This window comes from Catalinimonas alkaloidigena, from assembly GCF_900100765.1.
Lineage (GTDB): Bacteria > Bacteroidota > Bacteroidia > Cytophagales > Flexibacteraceae > Mooreia > Mooreia alkaloidigena.
Genome location: NZ_FNFO01000012.1, coordinates 115,122 through 136,130, shown reverse-complemented (window position 1 = coordinate 136,130; position 21,009 = coordinate 115,122). Strand labels below are relative to the sequence as shown.

Here is a 21,009-nt window from a genome sequence, read left to right as displayed (position 1 = left end):
AACAAAAGAGCCGACGTGTGATAAACAGGTCGGCTCTTTTTCTGTCTTTTCGCGAAGGGTTATACCTGGCGGCTGGCCATCATCAGGGCCACAATCGGCGTACCTTCGAATTCGGTGGTCACCACGTTCAGTTGGTCTTTGTATTTAAGGGTCAGGACCGAATGTTCCAGGTCTTCGACCAGCGGGTGCAGGTTGAAGCCGGCTTCGGTCAGGCGGCGGGCCCAGGCCTGGGCGGGCTCGTGCTTCTCGGAGCGCTTGGCTTCGTCGTTCCCCAGAATATCTTTGATCTCCCGGCCAAAGAACGTGTATTTGATGGCCCGCGCTTCGTGTTCCTGCAAACCGGCCCGGTCGATCAGTTTAAAGATCGTACCGAAGTTGTGCCAGCAGTTGACCAGGCGCTCCGGCAGGTTTTCGGTAAAGTGATCGGAGTCGGGCTCAATCAGCACGAATAGCAGCGGATCGCAGTCCGATATTTTTTTCATGACTTCCGAACGTTGGGCCAGCGTCGGGATGTGGTGCAGCGTAAAGGCAGAAACCACGCCCAATACGTCGGCGCCGTGGTTGCGCACCATGTCCCACACCCCGGCCGGAATGTGCTCTACAAAAGCGCAGATCGGAATGTATTCTACCGTAGTAGTCGCCGGAATTTTCTGGTCGATGACCTGCTGGAGGCGTACGCCGGTATCGTAAAGCGACTCTTCGTCGATGTCGATGCCGATAATTTTGATTTTGCTGGGCAGCTTTTCGGGCTGTAGCGCCATTTCTTCCAGCAACTTGGCTTCAAAGAAACCTTTTCCAATGCCAATGTTCAGGTGCGTGATCGATTCCATGCCCTGGCAGTAGAGCTCCTTCATCACCTGCAGTCCTTTGCCACTCAGGACTTGTACCGGTGGAACGGCCTTCAGCACCAGATCGAAAACGTTGATTTGCTTGTCGGCCTCGTCGGGCGTAGCGGCATACAACGGCGTATGCAACGTGTTTCGGTCACGTAACGATTGAGCGCACAAACGGGCGATGTCATTGTCGGGCGTGAAGCCATCGAGTAACTCATTGGCGAGATCTTGCTTGCCTTCAGCAATCAGTTGGCTAATACTGGCTAGGTACTGTAGGCTTGAACTCTGAACTTGTGGCATCGTTAGAAGAAATTAATGTTTAACATGTGCTTGGAGATCTCCGTCGATCCTCAGATTGCGTAGAGATATGCTAAACTAGTTCAGGTTCGTCTAAATAAAATAGTTAAAAAGCGATTTTCATTACGCTTGTATTTTCGCAGAAGGCAGGTTTTATGTTTAGTATAGTTCAAATTACGCTGCATATAGTTCTATTTTAAAAAGCCCCTTTCAGATATTGAAAAAATGGATACAATGCAATTTTATTTTTGTTAAATCAGTACATGATGATGTATTTGTTTAATTGAGAAAATCGCCTTTTGGGTAGGGTTTATTTGCCTGATCTGAACCTGAACTACGATCATGAGGGCATTTTACAGCGTTACGTGTGTCTGTTTATAGTCTAATTTTATTTCCGGAGTAACGCCCTTTGCAAACACACCGGCCCGCCTTTCCCCGGCAGCAGAGGGAACGAAGCCGATGGCCGCCGCCCACAAAAGGAACCGGAAAGCACGGGGAAATCGGACAAAGAAGGGTATAGCGGCAGATTCCCGCCCTCTTTCTTGGCAGCCGTCGCACAGAGCGTGCGGCCGGCAAAAGATACGTTTCGGACACTTTTAATCTTCCTTCCGTTATGCTGGAGCGCCTGACGAGGCCATTGCACTTCTCTTCGCTACTGCTGATCGGCATCCTGTGCCTGGGCAGTACCATCGCGTTTGCTCAATCGGTTACGGTCACCCACCTGACGATCGAATCGCGAGAAAATCCCCTGGGCCTCGACGTGCGGCAGCCCCGTTTCGGATGGGTGCTTGCTACCGACGAGCGCGACGTGGTCCAGACGGCCTATCACATCCTTGTGGCCTCTTCGGCAGAAAAACTGGCGAACGGTGAAGGCGACCTGTGGGATTCCGGGAAGGTTGCTTCTGCGCAGAGCGGGCAGGTGCCGTACGCAGGGCGTCCTTTGGAAAGCCGTATGCCGTGCCATGTGAAAGTAAAAGTCTGGACCAACCGGGGCGAAACGACCTGGAGTGCGCCTGCGCACTGGACGATGGGACTGCTGTATTACAAGGACTGGCGGGGCCGGTGGATTGGGTTCGACCATCCGTTCCCCTGGGATTCGATCGCGACGATTCCGTCGCTTTCCGCCCGGTACTTCCGCAAAGAATTTCAACCGAAAAAAGAAGTCGCCTCGGCCACGGCCTATATCATGGGGCTGGGGCTGTACGAACTTTACCTGAACGGCCAAAAAATCGGCGACCAGGTGCTGGCCCCGACGCCGACCGATTATACCGAAAACGTGAAGTACAATACGTTCGACGTGACCGAAGCCGTCGTTTCGGGAGACAATGCGATCGGTGTGACCCTGGGCAACGGGCGGTATTTCACGATGCGGCAGAACTACAAACCTTACAAGATCAAAAATTTCGGCTTTCCGAAACTGCTTTTGCAACTCGAACTCACGTATACCGACGGCTCGACGGAAGTGATCAAGACGGATGGGAGTTGGAAAGGCACCGCCGACGGGCCCATCCGGAACAACAACGAATACGACGGAGAGTTTTACGACGCCCGGAAAGAGATGCCCGGCTGGAACCGCGCCGGCTTCGACGACCGGGCCTGGCTGGCTGCCGAATACGTGCAGGAGCCGCGCGGCGATTTTGAGGCACAGCTCAACCCGAACATGAAGGTGATGGACAGTCTGAAGCCCGTCTCCCTGCGTCCGTTGGCAGGCAATCGCTACGTCCTCGACCTGGGGCAAAACATGGTCGGCTGGCTGAAGATGCGCGTCGAAGGGACGCGGGGCGACACGGTGCACCTGCGGTTTGCCGAGTCGTTGCAGGACAACGGCGACCTGTTCGTAGCGAACCTGCGCGACGCCCGCGCTACCGACACTTACGTGTTGAAGGGCGGGGGCGAAGAGGTCTGGGAGCCGAGTTTTACCTACCACGGCTTTCGCTACGTGGAAATTTCCGGCTACCCCGGCACGCCCTCGGTCGACGATTTCGTGGGACAGTTCGTCTACGACGACATCGCGACGACCGGCACGTTCGAAAGTTCTGATCCGCTTCTGAATCAACTGTTTCGGAACGCGTGGTGGGGCATCGCGGGCAATTACAAAGGGATGCCCGTCGACTGTCCGCAACGCAACGAGCGTCAACCCTGGCTGGGAGACCGCGCCATCGGGGCCTACGGCGAAAGTTTTCTGTTCGACAACCAGCTCGTTTACGCCAAGTGGCTGGACGACATCCGCCTGTCGCAACGGGCCGACGGAGCCTTGCCCGACGTGGCTCCGGCCTTCTGGCGTTATTACAGCGACAACATGACCTGGCCCGGCACGCTGATTCTGGTGGCGCAGATGCTCTACCGGCAGTACGGCGACCGCGCCGCCATTGCCGAGAACTATCCCGCCATGAAACAGTGGCTGGCGTACATGCAGGAGCGCTACATGACCGAGGCGTTCATCGTGACGAAAGACAGCTACGGCGACTGGTGCGTGCCGCCCGTTTCCATCGAAGCGGGGCGGGGCAAAAGCGCCGACCAGAAGCACCCCAGTGCGCTGATTTCCACGGCGTATTACTACCACTTCATGCAACTGATGACCGACTTTGCCCACCTGCTGGGCGAAGAAAAGGACGCCGCCGCGTTTCAGGCCCTGGGGGGGCAGATCAAAGAAGCATTCAACCGGGAGTTTTACCATCCGGACCGGGGCTACTACGACGAAGGGCAGTTGACGTCCAACCTGTTGCCGCTCGCCTTTGGGCTGGTGCCGGAGGCCAACTGCGAACAGGTATTCGACGAGATTGTGAAGACCATTGAAGTGGAGCACCAGGGTCATCTGAGTTCCGGCCTGATCGGGACCCAGTGGCTGATGCGGGGCCTGACCGAAAATGGCCGCCCCGACCTGGCCTACCAACTGGCCACGAACACGACCTACCCAAGCTGGGGCTACATGGTAGAGCACGGTGCCACGACCATCTGGGAGCTCTGGAACGGGAACACGGCCGCGCCGAGCATGAACTCGCAGAACCACGTGATGCTGCTGGGCGATCTCTTGATCTGGTACTACGAACACCTGGCCGGCATCAAGTCGGACGACGAAGCGGTGGCCTTCCGAAAGATCATCATGAACCCTTATTTCCCGGACGACCTGCGCTACGTGAATGCTTCGTACCAGTCGGTGCAGGGCCTGATCCGCAGCCATTGGCAGAAAAGCAAGAATCGCCTGACGTGGGACATCACAATCCCGGCCAACACCAGCGCGCGCGTCTACCTGCCGACCGACGAGGTGAAAAACATCAAAGTCGGCAACGCCCCGCTCAATCAGGTTCCGGCCGTTCGGGTGGTCGGTACGGAAAACGGCAAAACCGTGCTCGACGTCGCCTCCGGCCACTATCAATTTACCATCCGAAATCCCCGCTAAGTACTATCTTTCCGGCATGTTCCGATTTTCCTCTTCCTTGCTCTTCCTGGCTTTGCTTTGTTCATGCTCCGTGGCTGCGTTGGCCCAAGACAACCCCTGGCGGGCGGGCATCGTAACCGACGAGTTTATCTACACCGAAGCGCCGTTTCCGTCGTGCCACGCCTCTACGCTGGCCGAAACGAAAGAAGGCATCGTGGCCGCCTGGTTCGGCGGTACGTACGAGCGCCATCCCGACGTCGGCATCTGGGTGAGCCGTTTGGTGAAAGGAAAGTGGACCAAGCCCGTTGAAGTGGCGAACGGCGTGATCACGCCCAATTTCCGGATGCCGACCTGGAATCCGGTCTTGTTCCAGATTCCGAACGGCGACCTGATGTTGTTCTACAAAATCGGGCCGGACCCGCGCCACATGCAGGGGTACTTTCGGACCAGCGCCGACGCCGGCAAGACCTGGAGCGAACAGAAACGCATGCCCGACGGCTTTTCGGGACCGGTCAAAAACAAGCCGGTGCTGCTGGACGACGGAACGCTGCTGTGCGGGTCCAGCACGGAAATCGACGGCTGGATGGTACACTTTGAACGCACACGCGACTTTGGGAAGACGTGGGAGAAGAGCGGCCCCATCAACGACACGCGCGACTACGAGGTGATTCAGCCCAGCATTTTGCAACACGGCAACGGCGTTTTGCAGATTCTGTGCCGCAGCCAAAACGCCGTCGTGGCCGAATCGTGGTCGTACGACAACGGAAAAACCTGGACCTTGATGCAGCCCAGCGGGTTGCCCAACAACAACTCCGGTACCGACGCCGTCACCCTCGCCGACGGCCGCCACGTCATCGTCTACAACCACGTCAAAACCGCGATCAACGCCAGCCGCGGCCACCGCACGCCCCTCAACGTCGCCATCTCGAACGACGGCAAACAGTGGGACGCAGCGCTGATTCTGGAAGACTCGCAGATCAAAGAGTATTCGTATCCGTCGGTCATTCAGACGTCCGATGGGATGGTGCACGTGACCTACACCTGGCGGCGCGAACGCATCAAGCACGTGGCCTTCGATCCGAACCGACTCAAGACCAAGCCCATCGTCGACGAAAAATGGCCGCAGTAGCGGTGCCAAGTCGCTCGGTAGGAGGGGCGACGTAAACCCGTGCTTGCACCGACGACCCCTTCGTCCGTACTATTGCGGATATCCTTCAGCAACCTCATGCATCGATTCTTCGGCCTGACCCTCTGTGGCCTGTTCCTGCTGTCGTGCAGCACCGACACCCCGCCGCGTACCGCATCGTCCGCCCCCGAGTCTCCCGCGCTCACCGGCACCTGGCAGCTGCTGTCGGGAACCGTGATCGAAAACGGCGATACCACCGTCACCGACTACACCGAGGGCGTTTCGTTTATCAAGATCATCAACGCGACCCACTTCGCTTTTCTGCAACATGCTGTGGGAGAGCATGCCGATTCGGCCGCTGCATTTGTGGCGGGCGGGGGACGCTATACGCTGGCGGACAGCACCTACACCGAGCACCTCGACTATTGCAGCGCACCAGAGTGGGAAGGGAACGACTTTACGTTTACCGTTTCGTTGCGTGGCGATACGCTCGTGCAACAGGGCCGCGAAGAAGTGGCAAGCGCGGGCATTAGTCGCCTCAACATCGAGAAGTACCGCCGGGTGCACTAAGCGAACCGGGTTATTTCTGCAGGAACCGCTCGGTCTGCGCGCAGAGTTCTTCGATTGTCTCCCGAAACAGCCAGGTCTGGGCATTCAGGTAAATCAGATGATGCTGGTCGTCTTCCAGCATGCAGTCGTACGCTTTGTCGTTCCAGAGGTCGGGGTGGTGGATAATCGCCGCCGTGGCTGCCTGCAACCGTGTGGCCTCTTCAGGACGCAGCAAATGAAGGTGTTGCAACTGAAGGCGGGGATACACTTTGCGTCCGGAGGCGGAAGCGAGTGGCTGCGTCCCTTTAGCAAAGACCCAGATGCGTTGCCGCGTGGCCAGCAGAACCGTGTCGGTTGCCACAAAGCGACCTTCGGACGAGGAAAAAGCCACCGTTCCCGGGGTCGACTTGGATGGGGAAGGGGTGCCCGTCGAATCAAGCCGTGTTCTTTCTCCGTCGCGCAAAGCGGGCAATGCGACCAGTTCATCGTACGCCACAAACCGAAGCGTATCGGCATACGTGGTGTCGATGGTGAGGTGGTAGCCTTGGGTTTCCAGCTGTCCGAGGAGGTGCTCCCACACCCGGCAGGTCGACTGTCCCTTTCCGGCCAAGCTGATCAGACAGAGGGCGGTAAGCATACACCCTCGCTTGGTGAAATTCCCTATTCTTTTTTCTGTTGGCATACGCCAGTCCCTATCAAGTTCTGGTTGCATCGCTCGTCATGGCGAGGTAAAGATGCGGCCTTATTGCCCGCATAATACTGAAATTTCAGTATTGCCCTTTTGCTTAAATCTGGTGTAGTTTACGCGCACCCTACCCCGGGGAGGGCTCCCTGCCGCGGCCTACGCCTTGCACTGCACCGTGCTCCACCACGCGACTTCCTGCATACGGACCGCGCTTTCCCTGTCTTTCTTCTCGTATCGCTTTTCCTGTTCTCGCCCATGATTGACCTGAACGAAGTGGGGGCGCACCCCCAGCAAGACGCCCACGGCCAGTGGCAGATCCGGTTCGGGATCTACCTGCCCCACATCACCTATGCCAAAGGATACGGAGTGAAAGTGCGCATCATCCACGCCTACGACCAGTTTGTGCGCGGCATCGAGCCGAAAGATGTTTGGATGAACTGGCAGAACGGGTCCGCCTACGACCGCTGGGAGGTGACCGTCCCGCTTACGGTCGACCTGCAAAGCCGTTTCGGGCAGCCGGGAGAGTACCTGTATCGCTTTCAACTGTTTCGCCACGCGCAGGAGGTGACCTTCTGGTTCGCCGATCCGTTCGGGCGGGCGTCGGGTTTCGGGACGCTTTCGTCCGTGACGGTCGATCCGGCCGCGGTGCCTTTCGCCTGGACCGACCACGCCTATCAAACCCCGGAGGTAGACCGGATGGTGGTCTACGAAGTCAACGTGCGGGAGTTCAACCGCGATTTCGACGGGCTCGTCATGCAGCTGGATTACCTGTGGGACCTGGGCGTAAATGTGCTGGAGCTGATGCCGATCAGCAACGTGAAAGAAGACGTCGAGTGGGGCTACACCCCGCTGGGGTACTTTGCGCCGGACGAGCGGCTGGGCGGCCCTGTCGGCCTGAAGCAACTGGTCGATGCCTGCCACGGGCGGGGCATGGCGGTGATCCTCGATGCCGTCTATGCCCACGCACATCCGGAGTTTCCCTACAACCTGGTGTACAGCACCACGGGCGAACCCAACCCCATGATGGGCGTGTTCGAAGGCGAATTTTTCGGGAACGACAAGCCCGGGACCGACTACCGGAAGACCTTCACACGCGATTACTTCTTCGCCCTCAACCGGTATTACCTGGCCGAATACCACGTCGATGGGTTTCGCTACGACTACGTGCCGGGCATGTACGACGGCTTTTTGGGGCAGGGCTACGCCGACCTGGTGTACCGGACGTACCAGTACTCGCGGCAAATTCCCCGCTTCCAGGCCGATGGGCGCAGCCGTATTCTCCAGTGTGCTGAGCATTTGCCCGACCCGCGGCAGATTCTGGCCAAGACCTACTCGAATGCAGCCTGGCAGAACGAACTGCTGGAGGCGGCCCGCGGCCACCGCATCGACGAGCGGCTGGCGCACCTGCTCGATCCTGAACTGGTCGGCTATCCGAGCGCATACCGGAACGACATGACCGGCGACACGTTTCCGGTGGCGCCGTTTCAGTACGTCGAGTCGCACGATCACGAACGCTTTCTCAATACGTTCGGCACGTTACCCCAGCAGGACCTGCTCAACGAATCGTACGGCGATCGTGCCCGTTTCTACCAAACGCAGCCGTACATCATTGCGCTGTATACGGGCAAGGGGATTCCGATGCTCTGGCAAGGGCAGGAATTCGGTGAAAATTGGGGCGTACCGGGAGACGGCATCGGGCGCAATCTGTTCGAGCGTCCGCTGCACTGGGAGTATTTCTACGACGCGCCCGGCAAAGCCCTCGTGCGTCTGTACCGCAAGCTGGGGCAATTGCGGCGCGAACTGCCCGCCCTGAGTAGCCGCAGCTACTTTTATTATTACAACAATGCCGATCATCTGCACAACCAAATCATCGCCTACCGCCGCGGCGTCGACGACCAGGGCGCCGGTAGCGTGATGATAGCGCTGAACTTTTCGGACCAGGCGCGTCAGGTGTGGCTGCCGTTTCCGGCCGTCGGGACGTGGACCGAACAACTGGAGGGCACGCATCCGCCACTTCAGGTAACCCATCCCGACCAGTGGCTGCCGTTCAGCGTACCTAGCCACTACGGCGTGGTGTTCCGGATCGCCTGACGTGGCCGGACGGTCGCCTGTCCTGTTAATTTTTTGTTGTGCAGTTGATTATGCAGGGCGAAGTTACTACGTTCGTGACCTACAGTCTCCACCTTTAACTTCCCCTCCTCTTATGAAAAAAATTGATGCCACCATCCGGTCTTCCAAATTTGATGACGTCAAAGAAGCACTCCACCGCATCGACATCGACTACTTTACCTTCTTTGAGGTGAAAGGGGTGGGGAAAGAGAAAACGCCCGGCGGTTTTTACCGGGGTGCGTACTACGACATGGGCTCGATTCCGCGGCTGATGCTGGAAATCGTGGTGCCGGCCGAAAAAGTAGACGCGGTGGTGGATTGTATCCTGAGAGCCGCCCGTACCGGCGAAGTCGGCGACGGCAAAATCTTCATCTACGACGTTGAGCAAACGGTGCGCATCCGTACCGGCGAACTCGACGAAGCGGCGCTGTAAAGCATTTGTGACCTACTGATCTTGGGGACGGGTTTGCACGAATCTGTCCCTTTTTTTAGGCCCGCGCGGCCCTTACCGAACGACCAGCGTGGTGCGGTAGATCAGTTCCTGGCGGTGGTTGCGTACCAGTCCCGCGTACACGCCCGCCGGCAGCGACTGCACCGACAACACCGGCTGAAGCGGATGCTGCCACACCGGTTGCCCGTCCGCTGCGTAGAGCGACAGCGTCCCGCCCGGCAACACCCGATCACTTTGCCAGTACAAGGTTTTATGAAACGGATTCGGGTACAGCAGAAAACCCCGCGGTTCGCGGACGGGCGAAGAAGAAATCACGCTCCGAAACGTCTCCATCATCAGGTGGACCCATTCCTGATACTGCACGCCCGACGGATGTAACCCATCTGCCGCCACCAGCTCGGGGCGTTGCAGCCCTTCGCGCGAGAGGGGCGTAATGTCGAAGCGAGTCACTCCGTACTCGGCCGCAATCTGCCGGTTCACGGCGTTGAAGCCATCCAGTTCGGCGGAGATTTTCGACGGATTCCGCGTCTGCCCAAACGGCGTGTAGGCGTAATCGGGAATCGACACGACAAACACGCGCTCCTTCCGTCCGCCGACGTAGGCCAGCGCCGAATCCAGCAACTGCCGAAACTCCTGCGCGTAGGTGTCGACGGACCGCCCCTGGTACTGGTTGTTGACGCCGATCAGCAGCCCTACCAGGTTGTAGCCGGCTTCGTCCAGTCCCTGACCCGCCACCGCGTCGCGCAGTTGGTCGGTGCGCCAGCCCGTCTTGGCAATGATCCGCCGGTACTCGACCGTTACGCCGGCCGCCTTCAGCGAATCGGCCAGCTGGTGGGGCCATCGCGCCTCTTCCGCCACGCTCTCACCAATCGTGTAACTATCGCCCAGTGCCAGCAGCCGCACCGGTTGCGTCAACGTAAGCGACTGCGCCCAGAGGCCCGACGAAAGCAGGCCCAACAGAACGAGGTAAACTGATTTCATACGGCAATCTACGAGGGAAATGAGAAAGCAGATGACCACAGGTGGTTAGCGCGATTTTGTAGAGGGGGCGCGTAACTGTGGCAGGGCTACATCGGCGCAGCGCTGATTTCGGTCTTCAAAAACCGAGACTATAAAATCCACTCGAACATCGTAACCAAGCAACTGAAAAAAGACGCGGAGCGGATTTCGATTATCATCGGGGTGGGCCACATCGACTCCTTAAAAAGCATTTTTAGAGATGACTCGGCCTGCGAACTCGTCGATGCCAATACCTATTTGAAATAAAAGTAGCTTACTGTCCTTGGGGCGAATACCCTACTTTCTCACTCCAGTGCGCTCTGTGCTCCCCCTCGCTACTTGGTTGATATAGTCCCTACGCCAGAAAACGTCAACCAATCCACATCGTGCAGTTATGCCTTACAAGGCGCAATTTGTCCTATAAAAATATCTACTTATGTTAAGTGGTGTCTGGGAAAGATGTCGGCACCATAATGATCGTTGAGTTTTTTAGGTAATATGCGTATACAAGCGGATAGAGGAAGCCTTTTTAGATCAATCGGTCAGATTAACGGTAAGAAGCCATTGAAGACATAACGCCACTATGTGTTACGCATACGTAGTGCGCCATTTAAGAGACGAATGTTAATAAAAAAATATACATCACATTGGGTTCAACATTTTGCGGAATTAAAACGTGAACTTGACAAGGGACTAAAGGGGCTTGAATACCAAATCGAACACGTTGGAAGTACATCAATCCCCGAATTGGACTCAAAACCAATTATTGATATTGACGTTGTCCACAAAACGACAATGGAATTTGAAGGAATTAAATCTAAACTAATTGGAATCGGTTATTATCATAACGGAAATCAAGGAATTGAAAATCGAGAAGTATTTAAGCGAAATGGGCGCTTGTTGAACAGTATTTTGGACTCAATTTCACATCATCTTTATGTTTGTCCATCTAACAGCGAAGCATTGGAAAGACATGTTCTAATGCGGAATTATTTGAGAAAAAATGATTTGGCTAGAATAAAATATCAGGAAATGAAATACCAATTGGCTGAAAAAGCAAATCAGGATAAAAAACTATATGCGGAGTTAAAAGAGTTGCATGTCAATGCATTTATCAACGAAATAATAGAAATAGAAAAACGAATGTACAACAATAGCTATAAGTAATTGCTTGTCCTCGCATTTTTCTGAAAATCCGCAAGGATTCTTAGTTTGGTGTATGCTTGCCAAGTTTAGTGCTAACCCACGCAACTACCCATAGCCGAGACGGTTGCATGCCATCTGTAAAAAACAGTATATCAAATACATGAGCTACTCAATAAATCAAATACCAATTTTCGAAGAGTTAAAAGAAAGTAAATCTATTTTGCTTGCAGGTGCAGGAGGGGGATTTGATATATTTGGTGGAATTCCTTTGTATTTCAATTTAAAAAAACAGGGCAAAAAAGTAATACTTGCCAACCTTTCGTTTACGTGGTTGATAGAAACAACCTCTGAGCAAGTCTTTCCATTTTGCTATAAAATAAGAAGCGGAGACAGTGACGTATCGGGTAGAAATTACTTCCCAGAAAGGTATTTAAAGTTGTGGTTTGGGTTACAAGGTGAAAATGTAGAAATCTATGGATTTGAAAACACTGGTGTAGTTCCTCTGAAAAACGCTTATACATATCTAATCAAAAAGCATGAAATAGATACTGTTCTATTAGTTGACGGAGGAACCGACAGTTTGATGTTTGGAGATGAAGACGGCTTAGGAACACCACAAGAAGATGTTTGTTCAATGGCAGCGGTTTACAGAAGTGGAATAAAAAAGCAATTTCTTTTAAGTGTTGGATTTGGAATTGACCATTTTCATGGAGTTTCTCATTTCAGATTTTTAGAGAATGTTGCTCAACTAGCGAAAGAAGGAGGATACTTGGGGATGTTCCAGCTCACAAAAGAAATGGAAGAGGCCCATAAATATATCGAAGCTGTTAGATTCGCAAATGAAAAGATGAGTGGAAAAGAAAGTATCGTTTCAAATTCAATCGTAAGTGCATTAGAAGGTGAGTATGGAAATCAGCATCGAACAATAAGGACCACGGGAAGCGAATTATGGATAAATCCTTTGATGACAATTTATTGGTGTTTCGATTTAAGAAAAGTAATTAGAAAAATAAAATACTATGATAAGATCAAAGATGTAAATACGATTGGAGAATTCAATGGAAAACTTTCTGAATACCGAAATGAATTGAGTGAATTAAGGGATAAAAAACAAATACCAATTTGAACAAAGAAGACGGTTTGTAGCAAGGAATATGTGTTCCTGTCGAGTAAAAGCTCGCCATTTCATATATACGAAACCGTTGAGGAGTATTTCTCGCTTTTTACGATCTCGCGATCTACATAACACCCGTCCGGATGTTCACATTGTGTTTGAAAACAGAGTAGGAACACTAGGGCGTGTATGCAAACTAAGCGAAGAATTTGATGGCTGCGATTAGGATGACGGTTGCGTAGTTTGTAAAGCTCTTTGTCACAAGGTCCACCTCTATGTTCAGTGCTACGATGGGGAATTTGGTATAGCGAAGCCCGCGTCGGCGCAGAGAACGGAGTAACTTCTTACTGCCGTGCCACGGTGGCTGTAGCCTTGGTCATCCACAATGCGTCCCGGCCGCTGCCAGTTTCGTCCTGATTCAGCAGCTTTCACCGCACCTCTTTTTATAATTGACTCAGTGACGGTGAGTTCGTGACGTTCGCCCCTTGTCAAGTATGTAAACCCATATAGTTGTTATGTAAGGGCCTCTATGTTAAAGACCCTTGATACAGATCTACCGTAATATTTCTCTTACAAATCAGGCCGCTAGTTGAAGTTTTTCTCGCTAGCTAAGTCAATAAATATTCATGTTTTCTACCTCTGGCTAGCGCACTAGTTGCGGAAATGATGATTACATGGCTGGTGCATTACCAAACGAATGTCAAACTTGCCATTTGTCTATGAAGAGTGGATATTTTTAGATGAGCTATTGTTCACCAATTAAACAATTTAGTAATTGGTGAAAAGTATCGCCTAAATTTCATCAATCATCTCTTTCGATTTAAGCTATGTCTCGCTTTCCCTCTTGTATCGTGCTACTAAGTCTGCTCCTGTTCAGCGGGTGCGATTGGTTTAAAAAGGAACCTTCTCCGAAAGAAGAACTGCCCGCTGCCACGCAAGAAGGCCGTCACAGTTTCGGCGTCTTGCTCAATGGCGAAGTGTGGCAACCTAAAGGCTCTTCTGGCCGATTTGGTCAAGGTAATCTTATTGCCTCGTACCAATTTGATGGTACTTTTAATATAAGCGCTTATCGAAGGGAAGGTGAAAACGAGTCCGCTTTATCGATTTATTCAGACAGTATCTATTCTGAAGGTGTTTACCGGTTGAATAATCCATCTCGTCAGTCAGTAAGCTATTTACCTATGGATTGTTCGTATGATCAGGATAGTACTGTCTATCACGAAGGTAAGTTAACCATCACTCGCTTCGATTTGGAAGCCAAAGTGATCGCCGGAACCTTCGAGTTTGTATTAGCCCGTCCGGGCTGTGATACGATTCGTGGTACCCAGGGTCGTTTCGATATACGCCTTTTCTGATTTCTTCCACTTTTCCTTTTCTCTAACCCCACTACTTCCTACCATGAACATGTTTCGCTGGTTAGCGATCAGCTACCTGATCGCCGGGACTCTCTGTGCCCAATCTACCCCTGACGCGCTGCGCACGCGCCTCGACTACATCTTCCAGCCCCTCAATAAAAGCCGTGTGCCCACTGGCTTTTTACAGGAGTATGGCGTTGACCTGGTCCCCTTGGATAACTTCAAAGGCGTACGAAACGGCAGCAGCCTGGTCAACATCGACGTATGGCGCGCGCTTTACGCCACCTAATAATAGATTACATGGTTTGGCAATCTGGTTTCTAGCAAACAGAGTTCTCTGACGAATTCATTTGCTATTTGCAATTGCTCGATTACTTCACCATCTCTCCTGATCAATGATTCATGTATTACCGCTCTTGACTGCTCTATATCCGTAATTTCTTGTGGATCTAGCGATTCTACTAGCTCTTTGATGACTTGTAATTGTTGCGGTGTTTGAAACTCCAATCGTTTTCGCAGTTCTTTCATCCCAAGCGATTCTAAGAAATGTCGCAAATCACGAAGATCTATGTGCTCTCTTAATTCCTTCATCTTAAAAGAATCATGCAGGGATTGTAGGTCTTGAGGAACATGTAAATAGAGTGAATAATATAAGTGATACAAAATCGGTGTCGACTTATTTAGGATGGTTATTTGGTGTAGTTTGGGGATGACTCTTAACCTTGCCAGATTGATGCTGGAAAACGTGTTTATCTGTATTGTAGAAACGCTGTCTAGTTGGGGCAAGTCTAATTGCGACAGCTTGTTGAGTTTATGACTTGTTGCTCCTGTATATTCTCCGTCTGTATTCCTTAAATCTTCTAATAGCATTTCCTTACAAAAACGCAGTGCCGTATCCATTCCTGTAAAGTTGAATTCTAATGCAAATTCCTGATCTTTAGCGAATTTCTTTGCCAGGAAGAACTCAAGGATAGATTTGTGGGCGAACTTATACTCTCCTGCGGCATTGCGATTAAGAAGCGATTGCGTCTTTCCTACTTGTTCTGTTAGACTTATGTACTCACTTTCTATATCGGATAGGCTTAGGACATCTTCTTGAAAAGGCTCATCATTGCTAATGAAATACCCGCCTCTTTCATCCCGATTCGAGTAGAGATTTGTTGCCAATTTTAATGAAAAGTCGTGCAGTATCTCTTTGAATCTACTTTCACTCCCATATTTTTGACGTATGCCTGGTTTTCTGGACTCGCGTACCAGCCACCGCTCAATCAATTCCGCGTAAACTTGAAATGAAAATTCGTAGCTCTGTTCCGAAACTACAAGCTCTTTGATATGGCTAAGCAACATGGGGCGTACCAACAAAGTAGAGCTTTGAATTACAATCTTTTTTGCAAGCTTTCGCTCCTTAACATGCAAAACATTGAAGCGCTTGTGTAGATATTTAGTGATGTCTTTGTTGTCGAAAATCGATATATATAGCTTTTGAAACTTGTACTCTCCATGTTCCCCTGCCGAGAAGTAACCTGTTTCGTGGGGTTCTTCTTTTTGAGACGGGAAAAACTGCGTCCGGCACGTGAGCACGATGATGCGGAATGGATTTGCATGCGCCAGCAATTCATTTAATCTTGCCCTATAATCTTTGATAGCTTCTACGTCTTCGTCAAAAGCGTCTAGTAGTAGAATAGTGTGTTCCTTGTCAGAAATTTCACTGATCCTTTTTACTATCTCTGGTTGCCCTAAAGGCAAGAGTTTGATTCTGAATTTTGGAACAGCAAGAGGGCTGTGCCACTGGTTTTTATAAGCCAAGTAAAGATTGATTAGAAATGTACTTTTTCCCATACCTGTGTCGGCCAGGATCAAGTAGTACTTTGCATCTTCCTTACTTTGAAAAGCCTTTTTTAGGAAGAGTGGGATCAACTTTTCTTTGGCAGATGCAATGTGTTTTCTGCCGGGTTCTTCATCTTCTGAAGGTGATACTTTCTGGTACTTTGTCGCAATGAAGTAACGTGTGGCATTATCTACATCACCAGGCGTATAGTAAGGATGTAAATCCCGATTGAGAATTTTCCGATTACGCCAAAGCGCTATTTTCTGGACAACGCTCCAGGAAACTTTTAACGAACCACAAAGCAATCCCACTATCAAAAACCAGTAGAGATTACCTGTTAGCCAAATTGGGCAATTTAATGATTCACAAATCTCTTTGAGTAGCGAAGAGATTTCTGTGGGGTTCATAAGAGGATTTAAAATGACAGTTACCTATTTATTCCTCCACCATGCTCATTTTTTCGCGTTCCAGCGCCTCGTAGGCGATTTGCATCACGCCCGTGCGGATGTTCATGTTACTGAGTTTCGGGTTCTCGCGGGTGGGGTAGACCCGGTTGGAGAAGAAGACGTAGAGGAGGCCGTTGGTCGGGTCGGCCCAGGTGAACGTGCCGGTAAAGCCCGAGTGGCCGAAGCTGTCCATGCTGGCGCTCAGCGGGGCAGGGCCGTTCATCGACGGATGGAGGCTTTGCTTGTCGAACCCGATGGCGCGGCGGTTCCCCTGGTCGCAGAACTGGCACCGGGCAAATTCCTTGAGGGTCGCTTCATTCAGGTAACGTCGGCCGCCGTAGGTACCGCCGTTCAGGTACATCTGCATCAGTTTGGCGAGGTCGTTGGCGCTGCCGAACAGCCCGGCGTGTCCCGAGAGGCCCGACAGCAGCGCGGCCCCTTCGTCGTGCACTGTCCCCTGAATCTGCGTGTGGCGGAACAGGGAATCGTATTCGGTCGGCACGATGCGGTCCATCGGAAAGTGACGGTAGGCGTTGTAAGTCAGCGTGGTCGCGCCCAGCGGTTGGTAAAATTTCTGTTTCAGGTAATCCTCAAATTGCTGCCCTTCCAGACACTCGGTCAGAATCGGGTAGAGGTAGTAAGACAGGTCGCTGTAGACGTACTTGGTTTCGGACAGAAGGGGCGTGTCGCGAATCGACCGGTAGATGCGCTTGCGGTACTTTTTGTGCAGGTAGAGGTCGTCGGTGATGCGGACGGGATATTTGTCGGACGAGTCGGCCGAGAAGTAACGCGATTTGAGGGAACCGTCTTTTTTGAGCGTGTTCTTAAGCTTGCCGTTGCGCCGCACCAGACTTTTCCAGAAGGGTACCCAGGCCGTGAGGCGTCCCTGGTGGGCCAGAATCTCCCGAAAGGTGATGTCCTTTTTGTTCGAGCGGCGGTACTCGCTGAAGTAGTCGGCGGGGGTCTTGTCCACGTCGAATTTGCCCTCGTCGGTCATCCGCATCAGGGCAGGCAGCGAGGCGCTGATCTTGGTCACCGACGCAAAATCGTAGATGTCGTCGTCCTGCACCGGAATCTTTTCGTCGTAGGTGTGGTAGCCGTACGACTTCCGGAAAAACACGTTCCCGTCTTTGGCCAGCAGCACTTCCGCCCCCGGTGTGGCCCCCGAATCGATGGCGAGGTGGACGAGCGAGTCGATGCGGCGCGTCAGGTACTCGGAGTCGATGCCCACTGCTTCGGGCAGGGTGTAGTGGAAACGGTTGAGGCTTTCCAGGCGTAACCCTTCTTTCAGCGAAAACTGGTCGCCGACCGGGACGGGCAGGCGTCCGTTGGTCGCAATGCCCCCGAATACGGCCTGCGCGGCGGCTTCTTCCGCCAGCGGATGGTCCTGGTAGGTCAGCAACAGCGCCTGCGCGGGTTCCAGCCGAAATTGCGGCAGGGTGTAGGCATTCCCGAAGTAACAGACCACCGTTTGGCTGACCCCGGTCAGGGCCTCGACGGCGGCTTGCAGTTCCGGCGTAATCTGGTAGTTGCGCGTCGGGCGGACGCTCGGTACGTGTACCCCCAGAATCACGAGGTTGAAGGCAGGCAGAATGGTTTTCAGGCGGTCGATGTCGGCCTGTGAAGGCTTCACCGGCAGGGTGTAGTGCGACATGCCCGTGTAATTGTCGAGCATTTTCTGAAACGCCGTCACCGTGTCGGAACCGATGGATACCGTGGCGATGCGCAGCGTATCGAGGCGTTGCAGGGGCAACAGCCGATCGGCGTTGCGCAGGGTGGTGACCGCGCTTTCGAACAGCCGCTGGTTGAGGAGCTGGGCGGCGCCGGGGTTCAGGTCGTGCACCAGACTGTCGAGCACCACGGGCTGGTAGCGGTTCAGGCCGAGCCACTCCTTCGCAGCCAGCACTTTTTTACAGCGAGCGTCCAGGTCGCGCTGGCGGATTTTCCCCTGCCGAATCAGCTTCTTGACCTCGGCAATGGCCTTGGGCACATCCTGCGTGAACTCCAGCAGGTCGTTGCCCGCGTAGAGCGCCATCGCGTCGGCCACGCCGGGCGGGTAGTGGTCGGCCACCGCCTTCATGTTCATCGCGTCGGTGTAGATCAGCCCGTCGAATCCCAATTCCTCGCGCAACAGATCGGTCACGATGGGTTTCGAGAGGGTCGAGGCGAGGTCTTTCGTCGAGTCGAGCTGCGGAATGCTGAGGTGCGCCACCATCATGCCGCTCAGGCCGGCGTCGATCAGTTTCCGGAACGGATACAGTTCGAGGGAATCGAGCCGCTGGCGGTCGTGGGTGATGACGGGCAGGGCGTAGTGCGAGTCGGTACCCGTGTCGCCGTGGCCGGGGAAGTGCTTGGCCGTGGTCAGCAGCCCGCCGTCCTGCATTCCGCGCATGTATGCAATGCTTTTCTGCGCTACGTTTTCGCGGTCGGAGCCGAACGAACGGTAGTTGATCACCGGGTTGTTGGGGTTGTTGTTCACGTCGGCGACGGGCGCAAAGTTGACGTGGATGCCCATGCGCCGTGCTTCGCGGGCCACTTCCCGCCCCATCTGGTAAATCAGGCTGTCGTCGGCCAGTGCGCCGAGCGTCATCTGGTACGGAAAGCGGATCGTGCTGTCCAGGCGCATTCCGAGACCCCATTCCCCGTCGATGGCGACCAGCAGCGGCACGTCGGCCTTCGCCTGGTAGCGGTTCGTCAGGGCCGCCTGCCGCACCGGACCTCCCTGGAAAAAGACCAGCCCGCCGATCTTCTGCTCGGTAACCAGCTTTTCAATCTCCTGCGCATGCGCCTCATCGCGGTTCGAGTACGCCGCCACCATAATCAATTGCGCGATGCGCTCGTCGGGGGTGAGGCTGTTGAACACCGAATCGACCCAGCGCGAGGGCGTGTCGGTCAGGTACGGCGGACGGGCAGATTGGGCCTGGGCGGTGCAAAAGGACAGGGCGCTCAGGATCAGGAGAAAAAAAGTCTTTTTCAAGGGAACGAAGGAGGTAAGGTTCAGATCAAACCTAAAGGTGCACCAAAACGACCGGAATGTAAAGACTGCGGCCACAACCGGGTGCCGCCTGGCCTTTGGTACAGCACCGGCGGGTCAACGTCAGCAAGACGGCGTTTTTGTATTGTTTCAAGAGGAACTTTCTCAGTGTCTGTGGGTTATGAGTGAGGTTTTACTTCTTTCAACATGCTACGATCTTTTTGGCGGAACGCCTTGCTGGCCGGGGTGCTGTTCGGCATACGTGTGGACATCGGCTCGGCGCAAACGCTTCCCTCCGCGGTGCAGACGCGGCTTCAGGCGGTGCTCGACAGTTTTCAACGTAACCCCGCAAACCCGTACATCGGCGGCATTTCGGCCGCGGTGCGGATCGAAGGGGTAGGGCAGTGGGAAGGAGCGACGGGCTTCGCGGCACGGAACATCGATGCCCAGAACAACCTGTTGCCGGGCGGCACGCCGTTCGCACCCGATACGCTGGCGCGGATGTACAGCGTCACGAAAACCTTCACCGCCGCGCTGATCCTCGAACTGGCCGAAGAGGGCTATTTCCACCTGGGCGACTCGATCGGCACCTACCTGCCGCTCCGGACGATCAACCCGCAGTTGAGTGGCGCGGTGACTATCCGGCAGTTGCTGTCGCACCAGTCGGGCTTTTCCGATTACGTGTTTGAGCAGGAATTTCTGGCGCTGACCGCGGCGCAACCCACCCGGAACTGGGAACCGGAAGAAATCGTGGCGACCGCCCGGAAGATCGACGAAGTGGGAGCACGGCGCAAGTATTCGAGCACGAACTACATCCTCCTGGGTATGCTGGCCGAAGCGGTGACCCAGACGCCGGCCGCCGAACTTTACCGGACGCGCTTTTTCGAACCGCTGGGCCTGTCGTCCATGTACTTTGCTGCTACCGAACCGCGCGGCAACCGGGGCAAGCTGGCGGCGCCGCACGAAAACGTGTCGCAGTTCAACCCCATCTTTCAACTTACCCAACAGCCGCTCTTTCCCGATACGGTGACCAACATTTCGCGCCTGCCGTTCGAAGGGGTGGCGTCGGCGGCCTATACGGGTGGAGCGATGGTGTCCACCGCACGCGACATGGCCGCGTGGGGGGCGGCCCTCTACGGGGGGCGGGCCACGTCGCAGGCCGTGCTCGACACGATGGTGAACTCGCTCTACGACGCCATCAATGCCGGCGGCGACTACCTGGGGTACGGCATCACGGCCGACCAGCGCATCAACGACCACGAATTTTTTTACGGACACGGCGGCGCGGCCCCCGGCTATCGCGCGCTGTTGGGCTACCAACCTGACAAAAGAATTACCCTGGCGGTGATGTCGAACTACGGCGGTGGCGATCCGTTCGAAGTGGCGCGCCGGCTGTTCGAAGTGCTGCCCGCCGACCTGGTGACGGCGCTGGACGCGGCCGACCTGTCGGGGTCGGGTGCGATGCAGTTCTTCCCCAATCCGGCGACCGACCACGTGACGTGGCAGTTCACGCCGGCGCACCCGATGCCGGTGCAACTGGAGGTGTACGACCTGCGGGGTGTGCGCGTCAAGACGCTGTTTCGGGGCATGGTGCACTCGGCGACGGAACAACAGTTTTCGACCGTCGGGCTGTCGGCGGGTACGTATGTAGTCCGGTTGCAGACCGCCGCGGGGAGCTTCTCCCGAAAACTGGTGATCCGGTAGGCCGCTCTTCCAAA

Annotated in this window: 16 protein-coding genes; 11 read left to right on the top strand and 5 right to left on the bottom strand. The window is 54.2% G+C overall.

Going from position 1 to position 21,009, the window contains the following annotated elements; all coding sequences use genetic code 11:
- Positions 1–59: 59 nt before the first annotated feature.
- Entirely contained in the window at positions 60–1,133 is a 1,074-nt protein-coding gene (locus tag BLR44_RS24495) for a GRAS family protein (protein WP_089687179.1), read from the bottom strand.
- A 610-nt stretch (positions 1,134–1,743) separates the two neighbouring features.
- Between BLR44_RS24495 and BLR44_RS24490 the strand changes: the two genes are divergently transcribed.
- The 3 genes from BLR44_RS24490 (at position 1,744) to BLR44_RS24480 (ending at position 6,205) form a co-directional block, all read left to right on the top strand.
- Entirely contained in the window at positions 1,744–4,530 is a 2,787-nt protein-coding gene (locus BLR44_RS24490) for an alpha-L-rhamnosidase (RefSeq protein WP_089687177.1), read from the top strand.
- A 70-nt stretch (positions 4,531–4,600) separates the two neighbouring features.
- Positions 4,601–5,638, top strand: coding sequence for a sialidase family protein (locus BLR44_RS24485; protein WP_245706162.1), 1,038 nt, complete (start codon positions 4,601–4,603; stop codon positions 5,636–5,638).
- A gap of 96 nt (positions 5,639–5,734) precedes the next feature.
- Entirely contained in the window at positions 5,735–6,205 is a 471-nt protein-coding gene (locus BLR44_RS24480) for a lipocalin-like domain-containing protein (RefSeq protein WP_089687173.1), read from the top strand.
- Positions 6,206–6,215: 10 nt separating this feature from the next.
- Here BLR44_RS24480 and BLR44_RS24475 read toward each other — a convergent pair whose 3' ends face one another.
- The gene (locus BLR44_RS24475; protein ID WP_089687172.1) at positions 6,216–6,821 is read right to left on the bottom strand and encodes a hypothetical protein; all 606 of its coding nucleotides are present in this window, start codon (positions 6,819–6,821) and stop codon (positions 6,216–6,218) included.
- A 303-nt stretch (positions 6,822–7,124) separates the two neighbouring features.
- Here BLR44_RS24475 and BLR44_RS24470 point away from each other — a divergent pair, with 303 nt between their 5' ends.
- Together BLR44_RS24470 and BLR44_RS24465 are read left to right on the top strand one after the other, a co-directional pair.
- A complete protein-coding gene (locus BLR44_RS24470) occupies positions 7,125–8,960 on the top strand; it encodes an alpha-amylase family glycosyl hydrolase (RefSeq protein ID WP_089687170.1) in 1,836 nt (611 codons plus the stop codon).
- 112 nt (positions 8,961–9,072) lie between these two features.
- The gene (locus tag BLR44_RS24465; protein ID WP_089687168.1) at positions 9,073–9,411 is read left to right on the top strand and encodes a P-II family nitrogen regulator; all 339 of its coding nucleotides are present in this window, start codon (positions 9,073–9,075) and stop codon (positions 9,409–9,411) included.
- Positions 9,412–9,483: 72 nt separating this feature from the next.
- Here the strand turns inward: BLR44_RS24465 and BLR44_RS24460 are convergent, their stop codons facing one another.
- Positions 9,484–10,410: a GDSL-type esterase/lipase family protein gene (locus tag BLR44_RS24460; protein WP_089687166.1), complete on the bottom strand. Its 927-nt coding sequence runs from the start codon at positions 10,408–10,410 to the stop codon at positions 9,484–9,486.
- Positions 10,411–10,485: 75 nt separating this feature from the next.
- On the opposite strand from BLR44_RS24460, the gene BLR44_RS29435 reads away from it, so the two are divergent.
- The 5 genes from BLR44_RS29435 (at position 10,486) to BLR44_RS24440 (ending at position 14,332) form a co-directional block, all read left to right on the top strand.
- Complete coding sequence (locus BLR44_RS29435; RefSeq protein ID WP_410493122.1) at positions 10,486–10,695, top strand: DUF5694 domain-containing protein; 210 nt, start codon at positions 10,486–10,488, stop codon at positions 10,693–10,695.
- Positions 10,696–11,013: 318 nt separating this feature from the next.
- Positions 11,014–11,595: a GrpB family protein gene (locus BLR44_RS24455; protein WP_143017458.1), complete on the top strand. Its 582-nt coding sequence runs from the start codon at positions 11,014–11,016 to the stop codon at positions 11,593–11,595.
- A gap of 139 nt (positions 11,596–11,734) precedes the next feature.
- The gene (locus BLR44_RS24450) at positions 11,735–12,700 is read left to right on the top strand and encodes a DUF1152 domain-containing protein (protein ID WP_089687162.1); all 966 of its coding nucleotides are present in this window, start codon (positions 11,735–11,737) and stop codon (positions 12,698–12,700) included.
- 815 nt (positions 12,701–13,515) lie between these two features.
- Positions 13,516–14,043: a Riean_0653 family protein gene (locus tag BLR44_RS28725; protein ID WP_143017457.1), complete on the top strand. Its 528-nt coding sequence runs from the start codon at positions 13,516–13,518 to the stop codon at positions 14,041–14,043.
- 49 nt (positions 14,044–14,092) lie between these two features.
- Positions 14,093–14,332, top strand: coding sequence for a hypothetical protein (locus BLR44_RS24440; protein ID WP_218127176.1), 240 nt, complete (start codon positions 14,093–14,095; stop codon positions 14,330–14,332).
- Here BLR44_RS24440 and BLR44_RS24435 read toward each other — a convergent pair.
- Both BLR44_RS24435 and BLR44_RS24430 read right to left on the bottom strand, forming a co-directional pair.
- The gene (locus BLR44_RS24435) at positions 14,329–16,278 is read right to left on the bottom strand and encodes an NACHT domain-containing protein (RefSeq protein ID WP_143017456.1); all 1,950 of its coding nucleotides are present in this window, start codon (positions 16,276–16,278) and stop codon (positions 14,329–14,331) included. The two genes, BLR44_RS24440 and BLR44_RS24435, sit on opposite strands and share 4 nt — an antisense overlap.
- Before the next feature lie 28 nt (positions 16,279–16,306).
- Positions 16,307–19,294, bottom strand: coding sequence for a serine hydrolase domain-containing protein (locus tag BLR44_RS24430; protein ID WP_089687155.1), 2,988 nt, complete (start codon positions 19,292–19,294; stop codon positions 16,307–16,309).
- Between the two features lie 204 nt (positions 19,295–19,498).
- On the opposite strand from BLR44_RS24430, the gene BLR44_RS24425 reads away from it, so the two are divergent.
- The gene (locus tag BLR44_RS24425) at positions 19,499–20,995 is read left to right on the top strand and encodes a serine hydrolase domain-containing protein (RefSeq protein ID WP_089687153.1); all 1,497 of its coding nucleotides are present in this window, start codon (positions 19,499–19,501) and stop codon (positions 20,993–20,995) included.
- Positions 20,996–21,009: the final 14 nt, after the last annotated feature.